Genomic DNA, 22,961 nt, shown 5'->3' with positions numbered 1-22,961 from the left:
TAGGCCAGGTCACACAGAGCGATCCGGGTACCGTATGCCCGGACGACAGCCTCCGACCGCACAGACGTGCGGGTCGGGACCGACGGAGAGGGCTGGTAGGTAGCTATGGAAGAGCCGCGTCGCCTAGGCGGCCGGTACGAGCTGGGCCATGTGCTCGGCCGTGGTGGCATGGCGGAGGTCTACTTCGCGCATGACACCCGGCTCGGCCGCACGGTGGCGGTGAAGACGCTGCGCGCGGACCTCGCGCGCGATCCGTCCTTCCAGGCCCGGTTCCGCCGGGAGGCCCAGTCGGCCGCCTCGCTCAACCATCCCGCGATCGTCGCGGTCTACGACACGGGCGAGGACTACATCGACGGGGTCTCGATCCCGTACATCGTCATGGAGTACGTCGACGGCTCCACTCTGCGCGAGCTCCTGCACAGCGGCCGCAAGCTGCTGCCCGAGCGCACGCTCGAGATGACCATCGGCATCCTCCAGGGCCTGGAGTACGCCCACCGCAGCGGCATCGTGCACCGTGACATCAAGCCGGCCAACGTCATGCTGACGCGCAACGGCCAGGTCAAGGTCATGGACTTCGGCATCGCCCGCGCCATGGGCGACTCCGGCATGACGATGACCCAGACCGCCGCGGTCATCGGCACCGCCCAGTACCTCTCGCCGGAGCAGGCCAAGGGCGAGCAGGTCGACGCCCGCTCCGACCTGTACTCCACCGGCTGCCTGCTGTACGAGCTGCTGACCGTCCGGCCGCCCTTCGTGGGCGACTCCCCGGTCGCGGTCGCCTACCAGCACGTCCGGGAGGAGCCGCAGTCCCCGAGCGTCTTCGACCCCGAGATCACGCCGGAGATGGACGCGATCGTCCTCAAGGCACTGGTCAAGGACCCCAACTACCGCTACCAGTCCGCCGACGAGATGCGCGCCGACATCGAGGCCTGCCTCGACGGCCAGCCGGTGGCGGCCACCGCGGCGATGGGCTCGGTCGGCTACGGCGGTTACGGCGACGACCAGGCGACCACCGCCCTGCGCGCCGACGGCGGCGCCACCACGATGATGCCGCCCATGAGCCCGGGCAACGGCGGCGGCTACGACTACGACGACCGCCCCGACCGGCGCCGTCAGAAGAAGAACAACACCTCGACGGTCCTGCTGGCGGTCGCGGCCGTCCTGGTCCTCGTGGGCGCCATCCTGATCGGCAAGTGGGCGTTCAGCGGCAGCGGCGCGGGCAACGACGTCGTCAACATCCCCAGCTTCGTCGACCAGACCGTCGCCCAGGCACAGCAGATGGCGGCCAACGCCGACCTGAAGATCACCGTCACCAAGAAGCCCTGCGAGAACACCGAGACCGGCAAGGTCTGCTCGCAGGACCCGACGGCGGGCACCGAGGTCAAGAAGCAGTCCACCGTCAACCTGGTCGTCTCGACCGGGGCGCCGAAGGTGGCCGTGCCGAACGTCGTCGGCAAGAAGCTCGACGACGCCAAGGGCATCCTCGAGGACGACAAGTACCAGTTCGACGTCAAGACCAAGCAGAAGGTGTCCTCCCTGGAGGCGGGCACCGTCCTGGAGCAGGATCCGGAGCTCGGCAAGGAGGTCGAGAAGGGCTCCACGATCACGCTGACGGTCGCCAAGGCCGAGGAGCGGTCCACCGTCCCGGACGTCCTGGGCAAGAGCTGTGACGAGGCCAAGGCCCAGATGCAGGCCAGCGACCTCACCGGCAACTGCACCGAGGTGGAGACCGACGACCAGAACCAGGTCGACAAGGTCATCGCGACCACCCCGGATCGCGGCGCCCAGGTCGACAAGGGCTCCACGGTCCAGATCCAGATCGGCAAGGCCAAGCAACAGCAGCAGGTCACGGTCCCGAACATCCAGGGCCAGAAGCTGAAGGACGCCAGGCAGATGCTCGCGCAGGCGGGCCTCAACGTCGGCAACATCCAGGGCTCCCAGGATGACGACGCGTTCGTCTTCAGCTCCAACCCCGGCCAGGGCAACCCGGTCCAGCCGGGCTCGAGCGTCGACCTGGTCACCGTGAAGGGCAACGGCGGCAACTTCTTCGGCGGCAACAACGGCTGACGGCAGGACCGCCGCCAACGGCGACCGCACCACGGTGACGGCCCCCGACCGAGACCACTCGGTCGGGGGCCGTCACCGTGCCCGTACTGTCATCGCTCTGCCGGGAGCCGTCACCGTGCCTGCACGTCAGCGGGCCTGCACGGCAGCGGGCTCGTACGTCAGCGGGCTCGTACGTCACCGCGCCCGTCCCGGCACCCCGCCCGGAACCTGCGTCAGCGCAGTTCCTTCGGCGGCGTGCGCTCGCCGTCCACGGCGTCCACCCGCACCAGCTCGCCCCACACCACGTACCGGTAGCGGCTCGTGTACACCGGGGTGCAGGTCGTCAGCGTGATGTAGTGGCCCGCCTTCTTCTTCCCCGACTCCCTGGGGACGGACCCGAGGACCTTGACGTTGTACTTCGAGGTCTCGGGGAGAATCGCGTAGACCTTGTAGACGTACCACTTGTCCTTGGTCTCGAAGACGATCGGGTCGCCCTCTTCGACCTTGTCGATGTTGTGGAACTTCGCCCCGTGGCCGTCGCGGTGGGCGGCCAGGGCGAAGTTGCCGTCCTTGCCCGACGTGGGCAGCGTGGCCTTGACCGGATCGACGTAGTAGCCGGCGACCCCGTCGTTGAGGATCTTCGTCGACGTGCCCTTCTCGACCAGGACCTCGCCGTTCCTCATCGAGGGCACGTGCAGGAAGCCGATGCCGTCGCGGGTGTCGAGGGCGCCGGGGCCGGTGTCCTGTCCGGCGGCCCAGCCGTCGCGGACCTTGTCGCCCTCCTTGTGCGCCGCCCGGTCGGCGACGACGTTCGTCCACCACAGCGAGTAGACGACGAACAGACCGAGCACCAGGCCCGCCGTGATGAGCAGTTCGCCGAAGACACTGACCGCCAGGGCGATCCGGCCGCGGCCCCGGGGCCGCGGCTCCGGCCCCGACTCGGGCACGGCGGTGTGCTCTTCGGTCTCATCGGCGGTCGCTGCCACTGTTTCCTCTGCCCTTAACTGACGAGCGCATCCGGCTTGCCCTTGCTGCGCGGCCGTACCTCGACCATCTTGCCCCAGACGATCAGCCGGTACTTGCTGGTGAACTCCGGCGTGCACGTCGTCAGGGTGATGTAGCGGCCGGGCCCGGTGAAGCCCGACCCGGCGGGAACGGGGTTGATGACGGTGGTGTTGCTCGGCGACGTCACCGGCAGCATCGATGTCATCTTGTAGACGTAGTAGGTGTCCTGGGTCTCGACCACCACCTCGTCGCCCGCCTGGAGCCGGTTGATGTACCGGAATGGCTCACCGTGCGTGTTGCGGTGGCCGGCGAGCGCAAAGTTGCCCGTCTTCGCGTCGGGCATCGCCGTCTTGAGCGGGCTCTCGCCGTAGTGGCCGACCATGCCCTTGTCGAGCACCTTCTTGTTGCTGACGCCCTCCGCGATCGGCACGACGACGTCCAGCTTGGGGATGTGCAGGATGGCGAAGCCCTGCCCCGGCGAGAACGTGCCCGGCGCCCGCTTCCCGCTCGCCCAGTCCTGCTGGAGGCTGCTGGCCTCCTTGCCCGCCTGGGCGTGGGCCCGCACGTTCGTCCACCACAGCTGGTAGGTGACGAACAGCAGCATCAGCACACCGGTCGTGATGAACACCTCGCCGATCGCCCGGCTGGCGACCACGGCCGGGCTGGACTTGCGTGCCCGCGCCTGCTTGCGCGCCTCGACCCGGGACAGGGGTGCGCGGGATCCGGAGCCGCCCGATGACGTACCGGTCTCGGGCGCCCCGCCGCCATGGCGCCCACCACGGCGCTTGGCGGCCTTTCTGCGGGCCGCACGACCGCCCGAGGTGGATGGAGTGGCGGACGGGGCCGCTGAGGCCGCAGAAGCCGATACAGGCCCACCGGCCCCCAGGTACGACGGGTCGGGCAGCCGCAACGCGACGGTCTCGTCGTCGAGGGGGCGGCCGTACGGCGCGCCGTCGTACCGGTCCCCGAGCGCGGTCACGCCGTGGCCCTGCCCACCACCGGGGCGAGCCCCGCCGACCTCGCCAGGGCACCCGCGTAGCCGCACTCGACCAGCCAGTTGGCCAGCATCAGGTGGCCGTGCTCGGTCAGCACCGACTCGGGGTGGAACTGCACACCCTCGACCGGGAGTTCCCGGTGGCGCAGCCCCATGATGATGCCGTCGTGCGTGCGGGCCGTGACCTCCAGCTCGGCCGGCACCGTCGCCGGCTCCGCGGCCAGCGAGTGGTACCGGGTCGCGGTGAAGGGGGACGGCAGACCGGCGAAGACGCCCTTGCCGCTGTGCTCCACCGGCGAGGTCTTGCCGTGCAGCAGTTCCGGCGCGCGGTCCACCACACCGCCGTACGCCACCTGCATGGACTGCATGCCCAGGCAGACCCCGAAGACCGGGACACCGGTGGCGGCGCAGTGGCGCACCATCTCGATGCAGACCCCGGCCTCCTCGGGCGTGCCCGGACCGGGGGACAGCAGCACCCCGTCGAAGCCGTCCTGCGCGTGTGCGGTCGAGACCTCGTCGTTGCGCAGGACCTCGCACTCGGCGCCGAGCTGGTACAGGTACTGGACCAGGTTGAAGACGAAGCTGTCGTAGTTGTCGACGACGAGAATGCGCGCGCTCACTGGTTGTCCACCGTCACATCGTTGAAGGGCAGCAGCGGTTCGGCCCACGGGAAGACGTACTGGAAGAGGACGTAGACCACGGCCAGAACCAGCACGATCGAGATCAGCGCCTTGACCCAGGCGTTTCCCGGCAGCTGCCGCCAGATCCAGCCGTACATGCCGTCCCTTCCCCTCGTACCACGGCACCAGACTCACGCCGCACGGCACCAGACTAACGGCGCAGCGCCTCGGGTTCGCCTGCCTCCACGGGCTGCGTGGAGTCCAGGTGCGCCCACACGATCAGCCGGTGACTGTGGCCCCACTCGGGATCGCACGTGGTCAACGTCAGATAGCGGCCCGCACGCGTATACCCGGACTTACGTGGCACAGGGGCGATCACCTCAACGTCCGTGGGCACGGTTTTGTAGGGCCCTTTGTCGATCCGATACGTGAACCAGGTCGTCCCGTCCGTCAGCACCACCGCGTCCCCCCGGCGCAGCCGCGGAAAGTCCTTGAACGGATCACCGTACGTACGCCGGTGACCGGCCACGGAGAAGTTGCCCGTCTGTCCCAGCCGCGCGGTGCCCGCGTAGTGGCCCAGGCCCTTCTTCAGGGTGGCGGTGGAGGTGCCCTCCAGAACCGGTTTGTTCCACGTGAAACCGAGCCGGGGGATGTACATGATCGCGAAGGGGGCGCCGCCGCGGTACGCCGTCGGCGCCGGGGCGGTGGCGGCGGCACCGGGGGGCGCCGACGGCCGGACACTCCCGTGCGCCCACTCCTGCTGCAGCTGGTCGATCTGGTGGTCCATGACCCGGTCGGCCTTCACCCCGGTCCAGAACAGCACGTAGACGACGAAGAGCACGATCACCGTGCCCACGGTGATGCAGAGCTCGCTGACGGTCCTGACGATCACACGTACCGACACAGGGCCCCCCGGCGGCCGCTCTACTCCGTGTGCTTCTACCCCACAGGCTTCGCGTAGTGCAGATCCACTGTGCCCGAGTAGCCGGGCAGAGTCACCGTGCCGTTCTCGGTGACTTTCCAGCCGAGCCCGTAGACGTTGACGTAGACCATGTAGTTCTGGATCGCCGGGGCCTCCGCGAGGGCCTTCTGGAGCTTCTCCGGGTCACCGACGGCCGTGATCTTGTACGGCGGCGAGTAGACCCGCCCCTGGAGGATCAGGGTGTTGCCGACGCAGCGCACGGCACTGGTGGAGATCAGCCGCTGGTCCATGACCTTGATGCCCTTGGCCCCGCCCGCCCACAGGGCGTTCACCACGGCCTGGAGGTCCTGCTGGTGGATGACCAGATAGTCGGGCTGCGGCTCGGGGTAGCCGGGGAGCTTGGCCGTCGCGTCCGGCGGGGCGTCGTTGAGGGTGACCGTGATCGCCTCCCCCTTGAGCTTCTGGGTCCCCGCCCGCTTCTCCAGGGCCGTGACCTTCGCGTCCTCCGCGGCGGTGCTGCCGTCGTCGCCCGCGGCGAGGGAGTCGACGTCGTTGCGCAGGGCCCCGTTGGACTCGTCCAGCTCACCGTTCTTGCGACTGCGCTCCTGGATGAGGTCGGAGAGCTTCAGCAGCGAGGTGTCCGTACGGATGTTGGTGCCCTTGGCCGTGTTGAAGCTGGTGAAGAAGAGCAGCCCGGCCAGCGCGAAGACGGCCACCGTGAGCACCCGCACGGGTCGGAGACCGCCCCGGCGGTGGTCGGGACTGGATTCGGTCCCGGGAGAGTCGGCAGAATTGCTCAACGTACCCTTATCTCCTTCGACGCCACGGAAGCACTACGCTAACGGACGCCCGGGGGAGCGCTAAGAGTCCCCTTGTACGCTGCCCCGAGCCAGCCCCAGTTCCCTGCGCGGCCACGCAGCGCATCGACAGGAGAGACCCTCGTGCCGAAGTCACGTATCCGCAAGAAGGCCGACTACACGCCGCCCCCGGCGAAGCAGGCGACCGCCATCAAGCTCAACAGCCGTGCCTGGGTCGCGCCGGTCATGCTGGCCATGTTCCTCATCGGCCTCGCCTGGATCGTCGTCTTCTACGTGTCCGACGGCTCCCTGCCCATCGACAAGCTGGACAACTGGAACATCGTGGTTGGTTTCGGCTTCATCGCGGCGGGATTCGGCGTCTCCACCCAGTGGAAGTAGCGCGGACCGGGGCTCTGCCCACGGCTATCCGCTGAGTTATCCACAGCCGTTTTCCACAGTGGGGAAAAGAACGACGATCTGTGGATAACTCATCGAGGATTGTCGCCTGCGTAACGGAAACATCCAGCATCGAAAGCTTGTTCGCCCCCTGTCTGACCTGGGGAAACACGGGTCAGTGACAGGGGGCACAGCTGTTCCCGCACGATGTGCACAAGATCCGCCACACGCTGTGGACAACCATCCGCTCAGGTGAGCTGGAACGTCCTCAACAGCGTCACACCCACAACGACGGCCAGCACCAGCGCACAGCTGCCGTACTGCACCAGTGCACGGTGCCGGCGCGGCGCGTGGACCATGGCGAAGCCGATGGCGACACCGGCGACGAGACCGCCGAGGTGTGCCTGCCAGGCGATGTTCATGCCCGGGCCGAAGGTGAAGAGCAGGTTGATCACCAGCAGCGCGATCATGGGACGCATGTCGTAATTGAGCCGGCGCATCAGCACCACCATCGCGCCGAAAAGGCCGTAGATCGCGCCGGAAGCGCCCAGCGAGGGCTGGTTCGGCGCGGCGATCAGATAGCAGAACGCGCTGCCGGCCAGCCCGGAGACGAAGTAGAGCGCGAGGTAGCGGACCCGGCCGAGGGCCGCCTCCAGGGGGCCGCCGATCCACCACAGGCTGAGCATGTTGAACAGGATGTGGACATAGCCGCCGTGCAGGAACATCGAGGTGAGCAGCCGGTACCACTGGCCCTGGGCGATCCCCTCGACGGAGTGCAGGATCGGGACGTAGGCCTGGCCGAGCAGGTCGAACCGTTCGCTGAAGCGGTCGCCGACGATCTTCTGGACCAGGAAGAGGGCCAGGTTGAGGCCGATCAGCACCTTGGTGGCCAGCCGCGGATCGGCGGCGACGGCGCCGCCCGCGACGGTGCGGGGCCTGGCCGCGGCCGCGCCGGATTCACGGGCGCAGTCGGGGCACTGGAAGCCGACCGAGGCGTTGACCATGCACTCGGGGCAGATCGGGCGCTCGCAGCGGGTGCAGCGGATCCCGGTCTCACGGTCCGGGTGCCGGTAGCAACCGGGCAGACTCTGGGCGTCCTGTTGACTGCCGCGAGCCTGGTCCATGACATCCCCTAGATCGTCGTGTGCAATGCCTTGCCCCGCCCATCCTTACGGACGAGCGGGGCATAAGGTTCCCTGCTTCGACGTACGGGCGCCCGGCGCGTCGAAGGCCGCGCCCGCGCGCCGGACGCGTGGCCGCCTCGGCGTCAGCCCTGGCGGGTCTCGACGACGACCGACTCGATGACGACCTCGTTGACCGGGCGGTCGGTGCGCGGATTGGTCTGGGCGGATGCGATGGAGTCGACGACCTTCTGGCTCGCCGCGTCGGCGACCTCGCCGAAGATGGTGTGCTTGCGGTTCAGCCAGGCCGTCGGGGAGACGGTGATGAAGAACTGCGAGCCGTTGGTGCCCGGGCCGGCGTTGGCCATGGCCAGCAGATAGGGCTTCGAGAACTGGAGCTCCGGGTGGAACTCGTCCTCGAACTGGTAACCGGGGCCGCCGGTGCCGTTGCCCAGCGGGTCACCGCCCTGGATCATGAAGCCGCTGATCACCCGGTGGAAGACCGTGCCGTCGTAGAGCCTGGCCGTGGACTTCTCGCCCGTCTCGGGGTTGGTCCACTCACGCTCGCCCTGGGCGAGCTCGACGAAGTTCTTGACCGTCTTGGGCGTGTGGTGCGGGAAGAGCCGAACCTCGATGTCGCCATGGTTGGTCTTCAGGGTGGCGTAGAGCTGCTCGGCCACGGTCTGCCTTCCGTTGTCTTCCTGTGACTGCCCGAATCCTCGCACGGCCCGGGCGACACGGCGCCGGACGACCCCTTCTGTGCGGATATCCGGGTACTTGCTTGCGGAAAACGAGACCAGTACTCCCACGACACGGGCACGCGGCGACGATCCGTGGCATTGTCGACGACAAGCTCACATTCTCCGCATTCATCCGCTATTGCACTTGATCACCAACCTAGACGCTCTTGCATGAAAGTGATCACAAGTCGGACGGTATGACCCGTATGACCGTCCGCGCATGCCCCGGCGTCCGTTGACAGGCATGATCCGTAAAAGGGTGGAAAGTCGAATTACCGTACGCCACCGAGGAGGAGGAACCCGTGACCCGCATCGACAGCGTGCGCGCCGCGACCGAAACGGCGAAGGACAGCGTGCTGCACGCCGCGGAAGTTGTGGCGCCCTACGCCGACACGGCCAAGGAGAAGGCCGCGTACTACGCATCCGAGGCCCGCGTACGGCTCGCGCCCAAGGTGTCGCAGGCCGCGGAGCAGGCCCGCGTCCAGTACGACGCCCATCTGGCGCCCCGGCTGGAACAGGCCCTCTCCCATGTGCCGCCCAAGGTCGACCAGGCCGCCCAGGAAGCGGCGGTCCGCACCCGCGAGGTCGCCCGGCAGGCCGCCGACTACTCCCGTCCGAAGATCGAGCAGGCGGTGGCGGCGGCCGGTCCCGTCAAGGACGAGGCGGCCGCCCGCAGTCTTGCCGCGCTGGCCGCGCTGCGCGGCCAGGTGACCCCGAAGGAGATCCAGCAACTCGCCCGCAAGCACAAGCGGCGGGCGAAGGCCGGGCGGGCCGTGAAGGTGGTGGCCGGTCTGGCCGCAGTGGCAGCCTGCGCCTTCGTCGCATGGAAGTGGTGGGACAGGCAGGCCAACCCGGAGTGGCTCGTCGAACCGCCGGCCGCGACGGACGTGCCCGAGTCGAATCGGCTGGCGTCGGTGGACGGCAGCCAGTCCGCGCTCGATCCCGAGGTACAGGCCAAGGAGGCCGAGGAAGAGGCGGCGGACCGCGAGGACCGCGGCTGACATCGGCCGAGCACCACCGAGGGGCGGAGGACCTGGCGGTTCCCCGCCCCTCGGCGATGTTTCACGTGGAACCGCGGAGGCGTGTTTTGCGGTGACGTTTGCAACGCACCGGCTCTCCACAATCCCCACACGTTTCCTTGACGCAACGCACCCGTCCGGTCACACGGCCGCGCGGAAGCCGTTTCACACAAGGCCGCCGCGTCGGAGAAGGTTCGCCACGCCTGCCTGACCAGCTCCTTCGGGACGGGTCGCCGACGCCACTCTCCGCGCATATTTGCGCAAAGAACAGCAACGCCCCGGGCCCCTCTCCGGATCACCCGAGTGACACACGTCACGGAACACGCAAAAGACCGGCCGGACACCTGTGAGGTGTCCGGCCGGTCTGTTCTGTGGAGCCTAGGGGAGTCGAACCCCTGACATCTGCCATGCAAAGACAGCGCTCTACCAACTGAGCTAAGGCCCCGGAAGCAAGGCGTCCGACCGCAGAAACCACATCCCGGTGGGCGCCGCAGACCAGAGTACCGGGTCATCCCGGGTATCTCGCAAAAAGTTGGGGGGTCCCCGTGGGCGACCACTCTCCGTAAGATGCTCGACGTGGTTCGCTACAGCGAACCGCGGTTCTTGGGGAAGCGATGGGGAGACGCAATGGACGCCGCACAGCAGGAAGCGACCGCGAGAGCGCGGGAACTGCAGCGGAACTGGTACGGGGAGCCGCTGGGGGCGCTCTTCCGTAAGCTCATAGAAGACCTGGGCCTCAACCAGGCCCGCCTGGCGGGGGTGCTGGGCCTGTCCGCGCCGATGCTGTCCCAGCTGATGAGCGGTCAGCGGGCGAAGATCGGCAATCCGGCCGTGGTGCAGCGGGTCCAGCTCCTCCAGGAACTGGCGGGGCAGGTCGCGGACGGCAGCGTCAGCGCCGCCGAGGCCACCGCGCGGATGGATGAGATCAAGAGGTCACAGGGGGGCTCGGTGCTCAGCAACAGCACGCAGGCGACCAGCAGTTCGGGTGCGCCCACGGTCAAGCGGGTGGTCCGGGAGATCCAGTCGCTGCTGCGGTCGGTGGCCGCCGCCGGCGACATCATCGAAGCCGCGGACACCCTCGCCCCGACCCACCCGGAGCTGGCAGAGTTCCTCCGGGTCTACGGCGCCGGCCGCACCTCGGACGCGGTGACGCACTACCAGTCCCACCAGAGCTGACGCCGACGGCCCGGTGACCGAAGGGGGTTCGGGGACCGGGCCGATGCCCTGAGGGGCAGGCACAGGCCGTTGCGCCCACCGTGGGAGGAGTCGTCGCCCTTGCCGCGGGGGAAGGGCAAGAGGGAACGCCTCAGGGGGAGGAGCAGCGCACAGCCATGGGTGAGGTCTTCGCCGGCCGGTACGAACTGGCCGACCCGATCGGACGCGGCGGGGTCGGCGCCGTCTGGCGCGCCTGGGACCACCGCCGACGCCGCTACGTGGCCGCCAAGGTCCTCCAGCAGAGCGACGCGCACTCGCTGCTGCGCTTCGTGCGCGAGCAGGCGATGCGCATCGACCATCCCCATGTGCTCGCGCCCGCCAGCTGGGCCGCCGACGACGACAAGGTCCTGTTCACCATGGACCTGGTCGCGGGTGGTTCGCTGGTACACCTGATCGGCGACTACGGCCCGCTGCCACCGGCGTTCGTCTGCACCCTGATCGACCAGCTCCTGTCCGGACTGTCCGCGGTGCACACGGAAGGCGTCGTGCACCGCGACATCAAACCCGCCAACGTGCTGCTCGAAGCCACCGGGACGGGCCGTCCCCGGCTGCGGCTGTCCGACTTCGGCATCGCGATGCGGCTCGGCGAGCCCCGTCTGACGGAGACCAACCTCGTGGTGGGGACGCCCGGTTATCTCGCGCCCGAACAGTTGATGGGCGCGGAACCGGACTTCGCGGCCGACCTCTTCGCCGTGGGACTGGTCGCGCTGTATCTGCTGGAGGGTGCCAAGCCCGACGCCAAGGCACTGGTGCAGTACTTCGCGGCGCACGGGACGCCGGGAGCGCCCGAGGGCATCCCCGAGCCGCTCTGGCAGGTCGTGGCGATGCTGTTGCAGCCGGACCCGCAGGCCCGGTTCCGTACGGCCACGGGAGCGCGCAAGGCGCTCGGGGCAGCCGCCGAACTGCTGCCGAGACCGGGCTTCGACGACGATCTGATCGAGATCTTCGACCAACTCGGTCCGCTCCCCGCCGGGTTCGGTCCCGACGGCCCCCTCGGACCGCCACCGTCCCCCGGACCCCGGCCGCCGCGGCCCGCCTCCGCCACCCCGGCGGACCCGGGCACCACCCCCGACCCGAGCAGCACCTCGGACGCGCCCGCCGCTGCGGACAGGAACACCGCCACCGGTCAGGCGGGCGGCCCCCCGGACGGTGGGCGCAGGCACAGCACCGGCACCACGCTCCGCACGGCAGGCTCCGGCACCGCCCCCACCGATCCCCGCCTGAGCCCGAGCCCCCCGTCCCCCTCTGCGTCCCTGCCTCCGGCCCCGGCCCCGGCCCCGGAGCACTCCGCCGCGTCCCGGTCCGCCCACGCGGCTGCCCCGGCCGCCACGGCTCCGTCCCGCCCGGCGTCCATGTCGGACACCGGCAGCTTCCACCTTCCGCCGCCCGGGACGCCCACCCCCGCTGTCCCCGCACCCCGGCAGCCCGTACCCGCCTCGCCCGACGGGCCCACGTACACCCCGCCCGCGTCCCCGCTCCCGGCCGCCCGTCCGCAGCCGGAGCACGCCGACGCCTCCACCGCCTCGTACACCGCCCAGGTCCCCCGGACGCCACCGGCGGCCGGGGAGACCCCGCGCCACCGTGCCCGGCGCCGCCCCGGCCCGCCCGCCCGGGTGGCCGTCCCGCTGCTGCTGCTCGCGCTGGCCTGCTACGCCGTGGGGTTCTGGGCGCTGGCCCGCGTCTGAGCGTCCCTGCGGCGCGCTGCCGCCGTCCACAGCCCGAGGCCCAGCAGCAGCACACTGCCCGTACCGATCCCGCCCGCGGCGAGCGCCGCCATCGCGGTGCTGCGGCCCGGGGCACCGTCCGCGGCCGCCCGGTCCCGCTCCGTGACCTCGAAAACGCCCTGCGGCGCGGACCGGCCCGCATATCCGGGCCCGGCCTCCCCCGCGCCACCGACCCGCACCCGCAGGGTCAGCCCGAACGGACCGGCGCCGAACCGGTCGGCCACCTGCGCGGCGAGATGCACCACCAGGTAGTAGGAACCGGCGAAGCGCACCGCGCCGACCGCGTCGGTGGGGTCGTAGCGGTTGACGTAGCGGACCGGTGGCACGGGGGCGAGCGCGGCGGACTTCTGCTTGCCGTCGTAGCTGACGCCCACGTCCTCGACCTGCGCGCGCACCGGGTTGTGCAGCGACAGCACCAGCGCTCCCACTGCATAGCCGCTGCCGCCGCTCGCGCTGCCCAGGTCGGCGGTGGCGTAGAGCTGTTGCCCCCAGTCGACGGGCACCTTGTAGAAGAGCGTCTGTCCGGGCACGATGTCGGACCGCCAGACCCCCTGGTCGACCGCGGTCGCCGAGCCGAAGCCCGCGCCGCCCTGCCGCTCGTGCGGCTCGTCCGCGAGCGGAGCGGGGGAGGTGGAGTTCCAGACCTCGGGCGCACGCGTCGCGCCGGCCTTCTCCGGCCGGGGCTCCGAGAACACGGCGAGTTCCAGGTCCCAGACCCCCGGCGCGGTGTCCGTCGTACCGAGCCGCTCCACGAGCAGGTAGTACGTGCCCGGCTGCCGACACAGGGCCTTGGCCGGGGACACCTCCCGCGCGCCCCACGCCGTGACGGGCCGCGGACTGCGGGCGGCTCCGAAGGTCGCCGAGTCGTACGAGCAGGCGTGGCCGTCGGAATCCTGCACGGAGACCCTGATCCCGTCCACGGCGCCGATCGAGGCGTCCGGGGCGGGTACGGCGGTGGCGGAGGCGTACACGCTCGACGTGTCGTCGAGCTCCAGGCGGTAGTAGGTCTTGCCGCTCTCGCCGAGGGTGCTCCGGTAGGTCTCCCCGGCATCCAGGCGCCCGGCGTCCGCGGTCCCGCCCGCGCCGACGACCGTCCGATCGCCGTCGGCGAACGCGTAGCCGGGAGACGCGGACGACGCGGACGACGCGGACGACGTCCGGGTGGCGGCAGCCGCGCCCGGCACGGCCGCGACGGCCGACACGGAGCACAGAACCGCTGTCGCGGCAACCGCGCGCGCCCGAGCTCGCCTCCGCCGGACCCCGGCGTGTCTCCACGCCCTCGTACAACGTCCCCACACGCGCCCCACCACGCGCCCCCTCGCCGCTGCCGGACCGGAACGTCGCCCATCCTGCCCCGCCGGGCCGCTGGCCACCCGGCAAATCCGTACGAGCGTCCGAAACCGGTGGCCGCGGACAACGCAAAACCCCGACCGCAGGGGCGGTCGGGGTCTGTTCAGAATCCGGTGTCGGTACTCACGAACCCGTGGGCACGGAGTCAGTCGCCTCCGTCCACAGATCCTGCTCGGCGCGATCCGCCTGGATCTGGCGGTACACGAGGAGCCCGCCGATGGCGGCCAGTGCGACCAGGAGAAGCTTCTTCACCGCGCGACCTCGTCTTTCCTTGACGTAGGGGACCTCTGGCGCCCGACTATACACACCGGCCGATACCGATCAGTGACCTGCATCGGGGCCCCCAACTGCGGTCCGGGACAGCGCAGTACGAGCGGCTCGAACCGCTCCGACCAGCACGGCGACCGGAGAGTGAGCACCCCTGCACGCACGGCGACCTCGCCCGCATCGTGCCCGCCTGCTCCCCTTCTTCCGATTTCTGGTCCGCCTTGCACCCGTCCGTGTGGTGTTGATCCGAAGATCGACGCGTCATGGGCGTCGGTCCACCACTTCGCGACCGACATACACATCATGAACAAAGTACGCAAATCGACCGACCCGAAAGTGAGGGGCCATGGGCCGCACCCAGGTCATGAAGCTGTGGACCGTCGTCGTCACCGCCTTCCTCGCGCTGTGCACGGCGCTCGGACTCGTCACGACGACCGCCACGACGGCGGTAGCCCGGACCGAACCCGTCCGCAAGAGCAGCGGCAACGCCCTCGGGATGACGGCGCCGGCCCCGGCCCCCTGGCTATGGTCCCTCGACCGGAACCTGCCTCCCACGATGAAACAGCGCATCCACGCCGAGGCCCACGGGAAGTCCCCCAGTTGCCGCAACTGCTCGGTGACGGACACCGAAGCGGCCCCGCCGGTCCGGTCCCTCCGTGAAGGCCCCGACTCCCCTGACGAACCGCCCACGCCCCTCCAGCAGTGACAGGACGGCGGGCGAACCCGCCCACGGCACCGACGACCACGCAGAGGCCCTCGACCTGATTCAGGTCGAGGGCCTCTGCGTCAGCCGGACAGGCCCCGACGGCGCGGGACCAGCTCCCGCAGATCGGCGAAGAGACGCTCGTGGGCGGCCGCCGCGGCCGGGTCGGTGAGGTCCATGCCCTGGATGAAGCCGTGCACGAGCCCGGGTTCGACCCGGTGCCGGACCGGCACACCGGCCTGCGCGAGCCGGTGGGCGTAGGCGTCGCCCTCGTCACGCAGCGCGTCGTGCTCGGCGGTGACGATCAGGGCGCCGGGCAGTCCTGACAGATCGTCGGCGTGCAGCGGGGAGGCGGCGCGGCGCCGGGCGGGGTCCGGGACGAACTGCTCGACGAAGACGGCGAGCACGTCCGCGTCCAGGCCGTATCCGGTGCCCTTCTCCACGATGGACGGATGACGGAGCAACAGATCGGTGTTCGGGCAGAACAGTGCCTGCAACGCGGGCAGCGGCCCGCCCTCGTCGCGCAGCACCAGGCATGCCGCGGTGGCGAGGAAGCCGCCTGCGCTGTCACCGGCCACCGCGTCGGGCCGCACGGCGCGCAGCACCGCGACGGCGTCCCGGACGGCGGCCGGGTGGGGATGCTCGGGGGCCAGCCGGTAGCCGACCGCGAGGACGTCCAGGTCGCAGGCCCGGGCGATACGACGGCAGGTGCGGTCGTGGGTGTCGAGGTCGCCGAAGACGAACCCGCCGCCGTGCAGGTACACCAGCAGCGGGCGCGGCCCGCCACCGGGACGGTAGCGGCGGACCGGCACGGCTCCGGCCTCCGTGGCGACGAAGGCGTCCTCCACCCGGGGAAGTTCGGGTCCCCGTGGACGGACGGCCCGCCGCTCGTGCGCCGCGGCGCGCAGGCGGACGACCATGTCGGGCAGACCGGGCCGACCAGGCACGCCGAGCAGTGAGGACGACGGCTCGGGCGAGGAGTTCACGACTCGACCGCTTCCCCGTCCCCCGCGTCGGCCCCCAGCCGCTCCAGCAGGGCCCGGCCCTCCGCCCCCTTCAGGTCGTCGGGACCGTAGGAACGCTTCGGCCAGTACGCGCTCCCGTCGATCCACGGAACGCCCAGGGGGGAGTCGTCCGTACGGCCATGGAGTTCGAGCAGGCCCGCGGGCTCCACGGGCAGGTCGGCCGGAAGCGCGCGCGTCCCCGGGAACCGGGGTTGGGGCAGCGGCAGCGGCTGGAGCTCCAGTACCGCCTCGGGCCGGACCTGGTCGCCCCCTTCGGCCGGGAACAGCACCAGCAGGGCGGTCCCGCCCCAGGGCGGGTCGTACACCAGGGCGTACCGCTTGGACACGGGGCCGGGCGCGCAGGCCGCGTCGGCCAGGGCCCTGGCCGTGGCACCGCCACCACTGCGCAGACGGTAGCCCCCGAAGAGCGCCAGGCCCACCGCGAACACGAGCAGGGCCAGGGCCTCCGCCAACCCGGTCAGCGCGTAGATCACCAGGACGGCGACCGCGTAGATCACCGCCGGGACCAGTAAGGACAGACCCGAGATCCCCCGCAGCGTCCGCACCCGCCACCACGGCGCCGTCCGGACGTCCGCCTCCCGGCGGACGCGCGCCTTCGGTCTGGGCAGCGCCGCCTGGCGTCGCGCCTCGGCCGTCAGCGCCGCGTACGTGAGCGTGCCGAATCCCGGCGCCAGATTCCCCTCACCGTCGTACGACATCGAGGTCCTCCTCTCCCGCGGGCCTCACCCCGCGCCCCAACTCCCCATCTGAAAAAGGGACTTTAGACTCTCGCCGGTCCGCACACCCCTATGACCTCCCTCACGGTCAGGCGTCACGGGACGCCACGGCAGTCCGGTCGGAACAGGCGGCGCGGCACGGCCCCTCAGCTGCCCACCAGACGCCTCAGGGAGCCTGGACCGCACCGTGGGTCCGGGAACCCCCACCGGACCGCTCAGCCGCACCTGCGGAGGCACCGGCCGGCCGCGTCGGCGGATGTCGACCGCCGACGCAAAAGACCCCCGGTCCAAGTGGACCGGGGGTCTTTTAACTGGTGGGGCTAACAGGATTTGAACCTGTGGCCTCATCCTTATCAGGGATGCGCTCTAACCAACTGAGCTATAGCCCCGCCGCGCTTTGCGGTGTGTGTCCCGCGCGCTGACTCCTGAAGATTAGCGCACGACCTGGGCAGTCCCAAAATCGGTTGTCGCCGGGGCGTCGGCGAGACCGTCCGCAGGGGTCATTCGTCCTCGGCCAGCGTCAGCTCGACGCCGCCCACGAAGCCCGCCGAGAGGTTGTAGATGAACGCGCCGAGGGTCGCGAGAGCCGTGGCGAGGATGACGTCGATCACCGCGATGATCGACGTGAACATCAGGACGTTCGGCAGGGAGAGGAACGACTGGAGGTCGAAGCCGTTCGACTCGTTCGAGCCGGTGGCCTCGGAGATGGTGCCGCCGACGGTCGAGAAGACGCCCATCGCGTCCATGACCATCCACAGCACGGCCGCCGCGACGATCGTGCAGATTCCCAGGGCGATGGAGAGCAGGAAGCTGACCTTCATCACCGACCACGGGTCGGCCTTGGCGACCCGCAGGCGGGCCTTGCGCACCCGTGGCGTCGTACGGGCGCCGGTACGCGGCCTGCGCACGGCGGACGCCGGGGCGGCGGGCGCGGGCGTCTGATAGGCCTGCGGCGGGTGGTACGGCCCGGCGGGCTGCTGGGGCTGGCGCTCCCCCGGCAGCGGTGAGCCGGCGTGCGTGCCGGGCTGGCCGGGCGGCTGCGCCGGGGCGGCCGGGGCGGCCGGGCCCGATCCAGCCGTCTGCTGGGCCTGCGGGCCTCGGGTGTCCGTCACAGTTCCCCCCTGGGATCCATGAGTGTCAGTCGAGTGCGAGTCTGTCGCATGCGTGGCGGAGCCACGACCGCCGCCGTCCGTTTCCGTACCGATCGAGGTACTGGACGGTCCGGCGCCTGTGGCTCCGCTCACGATGACTCACTCCTCGTGCTACTCGGCCGAGGGCTCCGCGCCCTCGTCCGTGCCGATGGCCGTGACGTCTTCGGCGGGCTCGTCCACGGCGTCGTCGCCGTCGACCTCCTCCGCCTCGCGTCCCGCCTCGGCGTTACGTGCGATACCTACGACGGCATCGCGCTTGCCCAGGTTGATCAGTTGGACGCCCATGGTGTCACGGCCCGTCTCCCTGACCTCGCTGACTCGCGTGCGAATCACACCACCGGACAGCGTGATGGCGAGGATCTCGTCGCTCTCCTCGACAATCAGCGCCCCGACGAGCGATCCACGGTCCTCGACGATCTTGGCGGCCTTGATGCCGAGGCCGCCGCGACCCTGGACGCGGTACTCGTCGACGGCGGTCCGCTTCGCGTATCCGCCGTCGGTGGCAGTGAACACGAACGTACCCGGTCGAACAACATTCATCGAGAGCAGCTCGTCGCCCTCACGGAAACTCATGCCCTTGACGCCCGAGGTGGCACGGCCCATGGGCCGCAAAGTGTCGTCCGAGGCGGTGAACCTGATCGACTGGGCCTTCTTGCTGATCAGCAGGAGATCATCGTCGGCCGAGACGAGTTCGGCTCCGATCAGTTCGTCGTCTGATCCGTCCTCCCGCTCGCGCAGGTTGATGGCGATGACACCACCGGAGCGCGGCGAATCGTAATCCTTCAGCGGCGTCTTCTTGACCAGACCGGCCTTCGTGGCGAGCACCAGGTACGGCACCGCCTCGTAGTCACGGATCGCGAGGATCTCGGCGATCGCCTCGTCCGGCTGGAAGGCCAGCAGGTTCGCCACGTGCTGGCCGCGCGCGTCCCGGCCGGCGTCGGGCAGCTCGTACGCCTTCGCGCGGTAGACGCGGCCCTTGTTGGTGAAGAACAGCAGCCAGTGGTGCGTGGTCGACACGAAGAAGTGGTCGACGATGTCGTCTTCCTTGAGCTTCGCGCCGCGTACGCCCTTGCCGCCGCGCTTCTGCGCCCGGTAGTCGTCCGCCTTGGTGCGCTTGACGTAGCCACCGCGCGTGACGGTGACGACGATGTCCTCCTCGGCGATGAGGTCCTCGATGGACATGTCACCGTCGTAGGGCACCAGCATGGTCTTGCGGTCGTCGCCGAACTTCTCGACGATCGCGGCCAGCTCCTCGCTGACGATGGCCCGCTGGCGGTCCGGGGAGGCCAGGATCGCGTTGTACTCGGTGATCTTCGCCTGGAGCTCGTCGTGCTCCTGGACGATCTTCTGACGCTCCAGGGCGGCCAGCCGGCGCAGCTGCATCTCGAGGATGGCGTTGGCCTGGATCTCGTCGATCTCCAGGAGCTCCATCAGGCCCCCGCGCGCGATCTCGACGGTGTCGCTGCGCCGGATCAGCGCGATGACCTCGTCGATGGCGTCCAGGGCCTTCAGCAGGCCGCGCAGGATGTGCGCCCGCTCCTCGGCCTTGCGCAGCCGGAAGCGCGTACGGCGGACGATGACCTCGATCTGGTGCGTCACCCAGTGGCGGATGAACGCGTCCAGGGAGAGCGTGCGCGGCACGCCGTCGACGAGCGCCAGCATGTTGGCGCCGAAGTTCGACTGGAGGTCGGTGTGCTTGTAGAGGTTGTTCAGCACGACCTTGGCGACGGCGTCTCGCTTCAGGACGATGACCAGCCGCTGACCGGTGCGGGACGAGGTCTCGTCGCGCACGTCGGCGATGCCGCCGATCTTGCCGTCCTTCACCAGGTCGGCGATCTTCTGCGCGAGGTTGTCGGGGTTGGTCTGGTAGGGCAGCTCCGTGACCACCAGGCACTGGCGGTTCTGGATCTCCTCGACCTCGACGACCGCGCGCATGGTGATCGAGCCGCGGCCCGTGCGGTAGGCCTCCTCGATGCCCTTGCGGCCCACCACGAGGGCGCCGGTCGGGAAGTCGGGGCCCTTGATGCGCTCGATGAGGGCGTCCAGCAGCTCCTCGTGCGAGGCGTCGGGGTTCTCCAGGCACCACTGGGCGCCGGCCGCGACCTCGCGCAGGTTGTGCGGCGGGATGTTGGTGGCCATGCCGACCGCGATGCCGGCCGAGCCGTTGATCAGCAGGTTCGGGAAGCGGGCGGGCAGGACGGTCGGTTCCTGGGAGCGGCCGTCGTAGTTGTCCGTGAAGTCGACGGTCTCCTCGTCGATGTCACGGACCATCTCCATCGACAGCGGCGCGAGCTTGCACTCGGTGTACCGCATCGCCGCCGCCGGGTCGTTGCCCGGGGAGCCGAAGTTTCCGTTGGAGTCCACGAGCGGCATCCGCATCGACCACGGCTGCGCGAGGCGGACCAGCGCGTCGTAGATCGAGGAGTCGCCGTGCGGGTGGTAGTTGCCCATGACGTCGCCGACGACGCGGGCGCACTTGTAGAAGCCGCGCTCGGGCCGGTAGCCGCCGTCGTACATGGCGTACAGCACGCGCCGGTGGACGGGCTTGAGGCCGTCCCGGACGTCGGGCAGGGCACGCGAGACGATGACGGACATCGCGTAGTCGAGGTAGGAGCGCTGCATCTCCGTCTCGAGCCCGACGGGCTCGACACGAAGGACGGTCTCGCCGCCCTCTTCAGGCACGGCAGGCGTGTTCTCGTCGGTCATTGCTGGTGAGGATCCTTCCTGATGCGGTCAGCTGAGACCGACTCAGATGTCGAGGAAGCGGACGTCCTTGGCGTTGCGCTGGATGAACTGGCGCCGGGCCTCGACGTCCTCGCCCATCAGGACCGAGAACAGGTCGTCGGCCTGGGCCGCGTCGTCCAGGGTGACCTGGCCGAGGACGCGGTGCTCCTGGTCCATCGTGGTGATGCGCAGCTCCTCGGCGTTCATCTCGCCGAGACCCTTGAAGCGCTGGATCGAGTCCTCCCGGACCCGCTTGCCGCGCTGCCGGCCGAGCTCGATCAGCGCGTCGCGCTCCCGGTCCGAGTACGCGTACTCCGCGTCGTCCCGGCCCCACTTGATCTTGTAGAGCGGAGGACGGGAGAGGAACACGTGTCCCGCCTCGACCAGCGGCCGCATGAAGCGGAACAGGAAGGTCAGCAGCAGGGTGTTGATGTGCTGGCCGTCGACGTCGGCGTCCGCCATCAGGATGATCTTGTGATAGCGGAGCTTGGAGATGTCGAAGTCCTCGTGCACACCCGTGCCGAAGGCGGAGATCAGCGCCTGGATCTCCTGGTTCTGCAGGATCTTGTCGATCCTGGCCTTCTCCACGTTGAGGATCTTGCCGCGGATCGGGAGGATCGCCTGGTACTGCGGGTTGCGGCCGGACTTGGCCGAGCCGCCGGCGGAGTCACCCTCGACGATGAAGATCTCGCACTTGGTGGGGTCGTTCGACTGGCAGTCGGAGAGCTTGCCCGGCAGCGACGCCGACTCCAGCAGGCCCTTGCGGCGGGTGAGGTCGCGCGCCTTGCGGGCCGCCACGCGCGCGGTGGCCGCCTGGATGCCCTTGCGGACGATGTCCGCGGCCTCCACCGGGTTACGGTCCAGCCAGTCGGCGAGGTGCTCGTAGACCGCCTTCTGGACGAAGGTCTTCGCCTCGGTGTTGCCCAGCTTGGTCTTGGTCTGGCCCTCGAACTGGGGCTCGCTGAGCTTCACCGAGATGATCGCCGTCAGACCCTCGCGGATGTCGTCGCCCGTGAGGTTGTCGTCCTTCTCGCGCAGCAGCTTCTTGTCGCGCGCGTACTTGTTGATCAGGTTGGTGAGCGCCGCGCGGAAGCCCTCTTCGTGCGTACCGCCCTCGTGGGTGTGGATGATGTTGGCGAAGGAGTACACGCCCTCGCTGTAGCCGCTGTTCCACTGCATGGCGACCTCGAGGGACAGGCTCTTGTCCCTGTCCTCGGCCTCCAGGTCGATGACCGACGGGTGCACCGGCTCGCCCTTGCGGGAGTTGAGGTACTTCACGAAGTCGACGATGCCGCCCTCGTAGTGGTACGTGACGGTCTTGACCTCGCTCTTCTCGTCCGCACCCGCCTCGTCCGCCCCGGCCGTGGCCTTCGCCGACTCGCGCTCGTCGGTGAGCTTGATCGTCAGACCCTTGTTGAGGAACGCCATCTCCTGGAAGCGCCGCGAGAGCGTCTCGAAGGAGTACTCGGTGGTCTCGAAGATGTCCGCGTCGGCCCAGAAGGTGACCGAGGTGCCGGTCGCCTCGATGGCCTCGTGCTTGACCAGCGGCGCCGTGGGGACGCCCATCTTGTAGTCCTGCGTCCAGCGGTGGCCGTCCGTCCTGACCTCGACGGAGACCTTGCTGGACAGGGCGTTCACCACCGATACGCCCACGCCGTGCAGACCGCCGGAGACCGCGTAGCCGCCGCCGCCGAACTTGCCGCCCGCGTGCAGCACGGTCAGCACGACCTCCAGGGCCGGCTTGCCCTCGGAGGCGACGATGCCCACCGGGATGCCGCGACCGTTGTCGATCACGCGGACACCGCCGTCGGCGAGGATCGTCACGTCGATCGTGTCCGCGTGCCCGGCCAGCGCCTCGTCGACGGAGTTGTCGACGACCTCGTACACGAGGTGGTGCAGACCTCGCTCACCGGTCGAGCCGATGTACATACCGGGTCGCTTGCGGACCGCGTCCAGGCCCTCGAGGACGGTGATGGCGCTGGCGTCGTACGAAGCGGTCACCTCGCCGCCCGAGGTGGTGGCCACGTCGTTCGCGCCTTCGTCGGTGGACGGGATGTTCTCGTCGGTGTTGCCGGAATCGGCCACGAAGCGCCCTTTCTGGCACAGCACGAGCCAGGCTCGTCGGCAGGTTGCCGGAGCGGCTGCGGCATGTTGCGTTGGTAAGCCTTGATCAGCGTTGCTCAGCTTCTCCCGGGCGGTCCCCACGTTCGGGGCGGGATCTGCTTCCAGTCTACCGGTTGCGCCGACAGTGATGGGGGTTTGCCGGTACCTGAGTCCGCATGTGCCGCCCTGAACCGGGCTCTTCCGGGTCCCGATATACGGATGGGGGCTCCAAGAGGCTCACAGCGGCACTCAGCGCTTTGAGGTGTCAACCCGTTGCTACTCAAGGGTCGGATCAGAATTCGCAACCGTGTGCGGTCGCGCGA

20 protein-coding genes, 2 tRNA genes and 1 pseudogene are annotated in these 22,961 nt (G+C 69.6%); 6 read left to right on the top strand and 17 right to left on the bottom strand.

Features of this window, described 5'->3' with window-relative positions; all coding sequences use genetic code 11:
* Positions 1-105 precede the first annotated feature (105 nt).
* Positions 106-2,067, top strand: coding sequence for a Stk1 family PASTA domain-containing Ser/Thr kinase (pknB, locus tag ACWC24_RS03250; protein ID WP_450661116.1), 1,962 nt, complete (start codon positions 106-108; stop codon positions 2,065-2,067).
* Positions 2,068-2,279: 212 nt separating this feature from the next.
* Here the strand turns inward: pknB and ACWC24_RS03245 are convergent, their stop codons facing one another.
* The 6 genes and pseudogenes from ACWC24_RS03245 to ACWC24_RS03220 form a co-directional block, all read right to left on the bottom strand.
* Positions 2,280-3,032: a class E sortase gene (locus ACWC24_RS03245; RefSeq protein ID WP_450661115.1), complete on the bottom strand. Its 753-nt coding sequence runs from the start codon at positions 3,030-3,032 to the stop codon at positions 2,280-2,282.
* Positions 3,033-3,046: 14 nt separating this feature from the next.
* Positions 3,047-4,096, bottom strand: a complete 1,050-nt coding sequence (locus ACWC24_RS03240) for a class E sortase (protein WP_450661114.1) — start codon at positions 4,094-4,096, stop codon at positions 3,047-3,049.
* Positions 4,027-4,665 carry an aminodeoxychorismate/anthranilate synthase component II gene (locus tag ACWC24_RS03235; protein WP_450661113.1) on the bottom strand — a complete coding sequence of 213 codons (639 nt, stop codon included), beginning with the start codon at positions 4,663-4,665 and terminating at the stop codon, positions 4,027-4,029. Before ACWC24_RS03235 ends, ACWC24_RS03240 begins: the two co-directional genes overlap by 70 nt.
* Positions 4,662-4,872, bottom strand: a pseudogene (locus ACWC24_RS03230) (hypothetical protein). The gene ACWC24_RS03235 and the pseudogene ACWC24_RS03230 overlap by 4 nt, the downstream one beginning before the upstream one ends.
* A gap of 4 nt (positions 4,873-4,876) precedes the next feature.
* Positions 4,877-5,569: a class E sortase gene (locus ACWC24_RS03225; RefSeq protein ID WP_450661112.1), complete on the bottom strand. Its 693-nt coding sequence runs from the start codon at positions 5,567-5,569 to the stop codon at positions 4,877-4,879.
* A 35-nt stretch (positions 5,570-5,604) separates the two neighbouring features.
* Entirely contained in the window at positions 5,605-6,387 is a 783-nt protein-coding gene (locus ACWC24_RS03220) for a DUF881 domain-containing protein (protein ID WP_450661111.1), read from the bottom strand.
* A 141-nt stretch (positions 6,388-6,528) separates the two neighbouring features.
* On the opposite strand from ACWC24_RS03220, the gene crgA reads away from it, so the two are divergent.
* Positions 6,529-6,783, top strand: coding sequence for a cell division protein CrgA (gene crgA, locus ACWC24_RS03215; protein ID WP_162468105.1), 255 nt, complete (start codon positions 6,529-6,531; stop codon positions 6,781-6,783).
* A 245-nt stretch (positions 6,784-7,028) separates the two neighbouring features.
* Here crgA and ACWC24_RS03210 read toward each other — a convergent pair whose 3' ends face one another.
* Positions 7,029-7,904, bottom strand: a complete 876-nt coding sequence (locus ACWC24_RS03210) for a rhomboid family intramembrane serine protease (protein ID WP_450661110.1) — start codon at positions 7,902-7,904, stop codon at positions 7,029-7,031.
* 143 nt (positions 7,905-8,047) lie between these two features.
* Positions 8,048-8,581, bottom strand: a complete 534-nt coding sequence (locus ACWC24_RS03205; RefSeq protein WP_450661109.1) for a peptidylprolyl isomerase — start codon at positions 8,579-8,581, stop codon at positions 8,048-8,050.
* Positions 8,582-8,943: 362 nt separating this feature from the next.
* On the opposite strand from ACWC24_RS03205, the gene ACWC24_RS03200 reads away from it, so the two are divergent.
* The gene (locus ACWC24_RS03200; RefSeq protein WP_450661108.1) at positions 8,944-9,642 is read left to right on the top strand and encodes a DUF5324 family protein; all 699 of its coding nucleotides are present in this window, start codon (positions 8,944-8,946) and stop codon (positions 9,640-9,642) included.
* Between the two features lie 390 nt (positions 9,643-10,032).
* Here the strand turns inward: ACWC24_RS03200 and ACWC24_RS03195 are convergent.
* Positions 10,033-10,105 (bottom strand) — tRNA-Ala (locus tag ACWC24_RS03195).
* A 182-nt stretch (positions 10,106-10,287) separates the two neighbouring features.
* Between ACWC24_RS03195 and ACWC24_RS03190 the strand changes: the two genes are divergently transcribed.
* Positions 10,288-10,836: a helix-turn-helix domain-containing protein gene (locus ACWC24_RS03190; protein WP_450661107.1), complete on the top strand. Its 549-nt coding sequence runs from the start codon at positions 10,288-10,290 to the stop codon at positions 10,834-10,836.
* A 155-nt stretch (positions 10,837-10,991) separates the two neighbouring features.
* The gene (locus tag ACWC24_RS03185) at positions 10,992-12,560 is read left to right on the top strand and encodes a protein kinase domain-containing protein (protein ID WP_450661106.1); all 1,569 of its coding nucleotides are present in this window, start codon (positions 10,992-10,994) and stop codon (positions 12,558-12,560) included.
* On the opposite strand, the gene ACWC24_RS03180 is transcribed toward ACWC24_RS03185, so the two are convergent.
* Both ACWC24_RS03180 and ACWC24_RS03175 read right to left on the bottom strand, forming a co-directional pair.
* Entirely contained in the window at positions 12,524-13,810 is a 1,287-nt protein-coding gene (locus ACWC24_RS03180) for a hypothetical protein (RefSeq protein WP_450661411.1), read from the bottom strand. The genes ACWC24_RS03185 and ACWC24_RS03180 overlap by 37 nt on opposite strands.
* 262 nt (positions 13,811-14,072) lie before the next feature.
* Positions 14,073-14,201, bottom strand: a complete 129-nt coding sequence (locus ACWC24_RS03175; protein ID WP_003999697.1) for a DLW-39 family protein — start codon at positions 14,199-14,201, stop codon at positions 14,073-14,075.
* 361 nt (positions 14,202-14,562) lie between these two features.
* On the opposite strand from ACWC24_RS03175, the gene ACWC24_RS03170 reads away from it, so the two are divergent.
* Positions 14,563-14,922: a DUF6344 domain-containing protein gene (locus ACWC24_RS03170; RefSeq protein WP_450661105.1), complete on the top strand. Its 360-nt coding sequence runs from the start codon at positions 14,563-14,565 to the stop codon at positions 14,920-14,922.
* Between the two features lie 80 nt (positions 14,923-15,002).
* Here ACWC24_RS03170 and ACWC24_RS03165 read toward each other — a convergent pair whose 3' ends face one another.
* From ACWC24_RS03165 to gyrB, 6 genes are all read right to left on the bottom strand, one after another.
* Positions 15,003-15,905 carry an alpha/beta hydrolase gene (locus ACWC24_RS03165; RefSeq protein ID WP_450661104.1) on the bottom strand — a complete coding sequence of 301 codons (903 nt, stop codon included), beginning with the start codon at positions 15,903-15,905 and terminating at the stop codon, positions 15,003-15,005.
* The gene (locus ACWC24_RS03160; protein WP_450661103.1) at positions 15,902-16,642 is read right to left on the bottom strand and encodes a hypothetical protein; all 741 of its coding nucleotides are present in this window, start codon (positions 16,640-16,642) and stop codon (positions 15,902-15,904) included. Before ACWC24_RS03160 ends, ACWC24_RS03165 begins: the two co-directional genes overlap by 4 nt.
* 330 nt (positions 16,643-16,972) lie before the next feature.
* A tRNA-Ile gene (locus ACWC24_RS03155) sits at positions 16,973-17,049 on the bottom strand.
* Positions 17,050-17,160: 111 nt separating this feature from the next.
* Positions 17,161-17,904 (bottom strand): DUF3566 domain-containing protein, encoded by a 744-nt coding sequence (locus ACWC24_RS03150; RefSeq protein WP_450661102.1) that lies wholly within the window; start codon positions 17,902-17,904, stop codon positions 17,161-17,163.
* An 18-nt stretch (positions 17,905-17,922) separates the two neighbouring features.
* The gene (gene gyrA / locus ACWC24_RS03145) at positions 17,923-20,517 is read right to left on the bottom strand and encodes a DNA gyrase subunit A (protein ID WP_450661101.1); all 2,595 of its coding nucleotides are present in this window, start codon (positions 20,515-20,517) and stop codon (positions 17,923-17,925) included.
* Positions 20,518-20,559: 42 nt separating this feature from the next.
* Positions 20,560-22,644, bottom strand: coding sequence for a DNA topoisomerase (ATP-hydrolyzing) subunit B (gene gyrB / locus ACWC24_RS03140; protein WP_450661100.1), 2,085 nt, complete (start codon positions 22,642-22,644; stop codon positions 20,560-20,562).
* Positions 22,645-22,961 lie beyond the last annotated feature (317 nt).

This window comes from Streptomyces sp. NPDC001443, from assembly GCF_053597355.1.
Note: the sequence above shows the minus strand (reverse complement) of the source record. Positions and strands in the feature narration are given on the sequence as shown.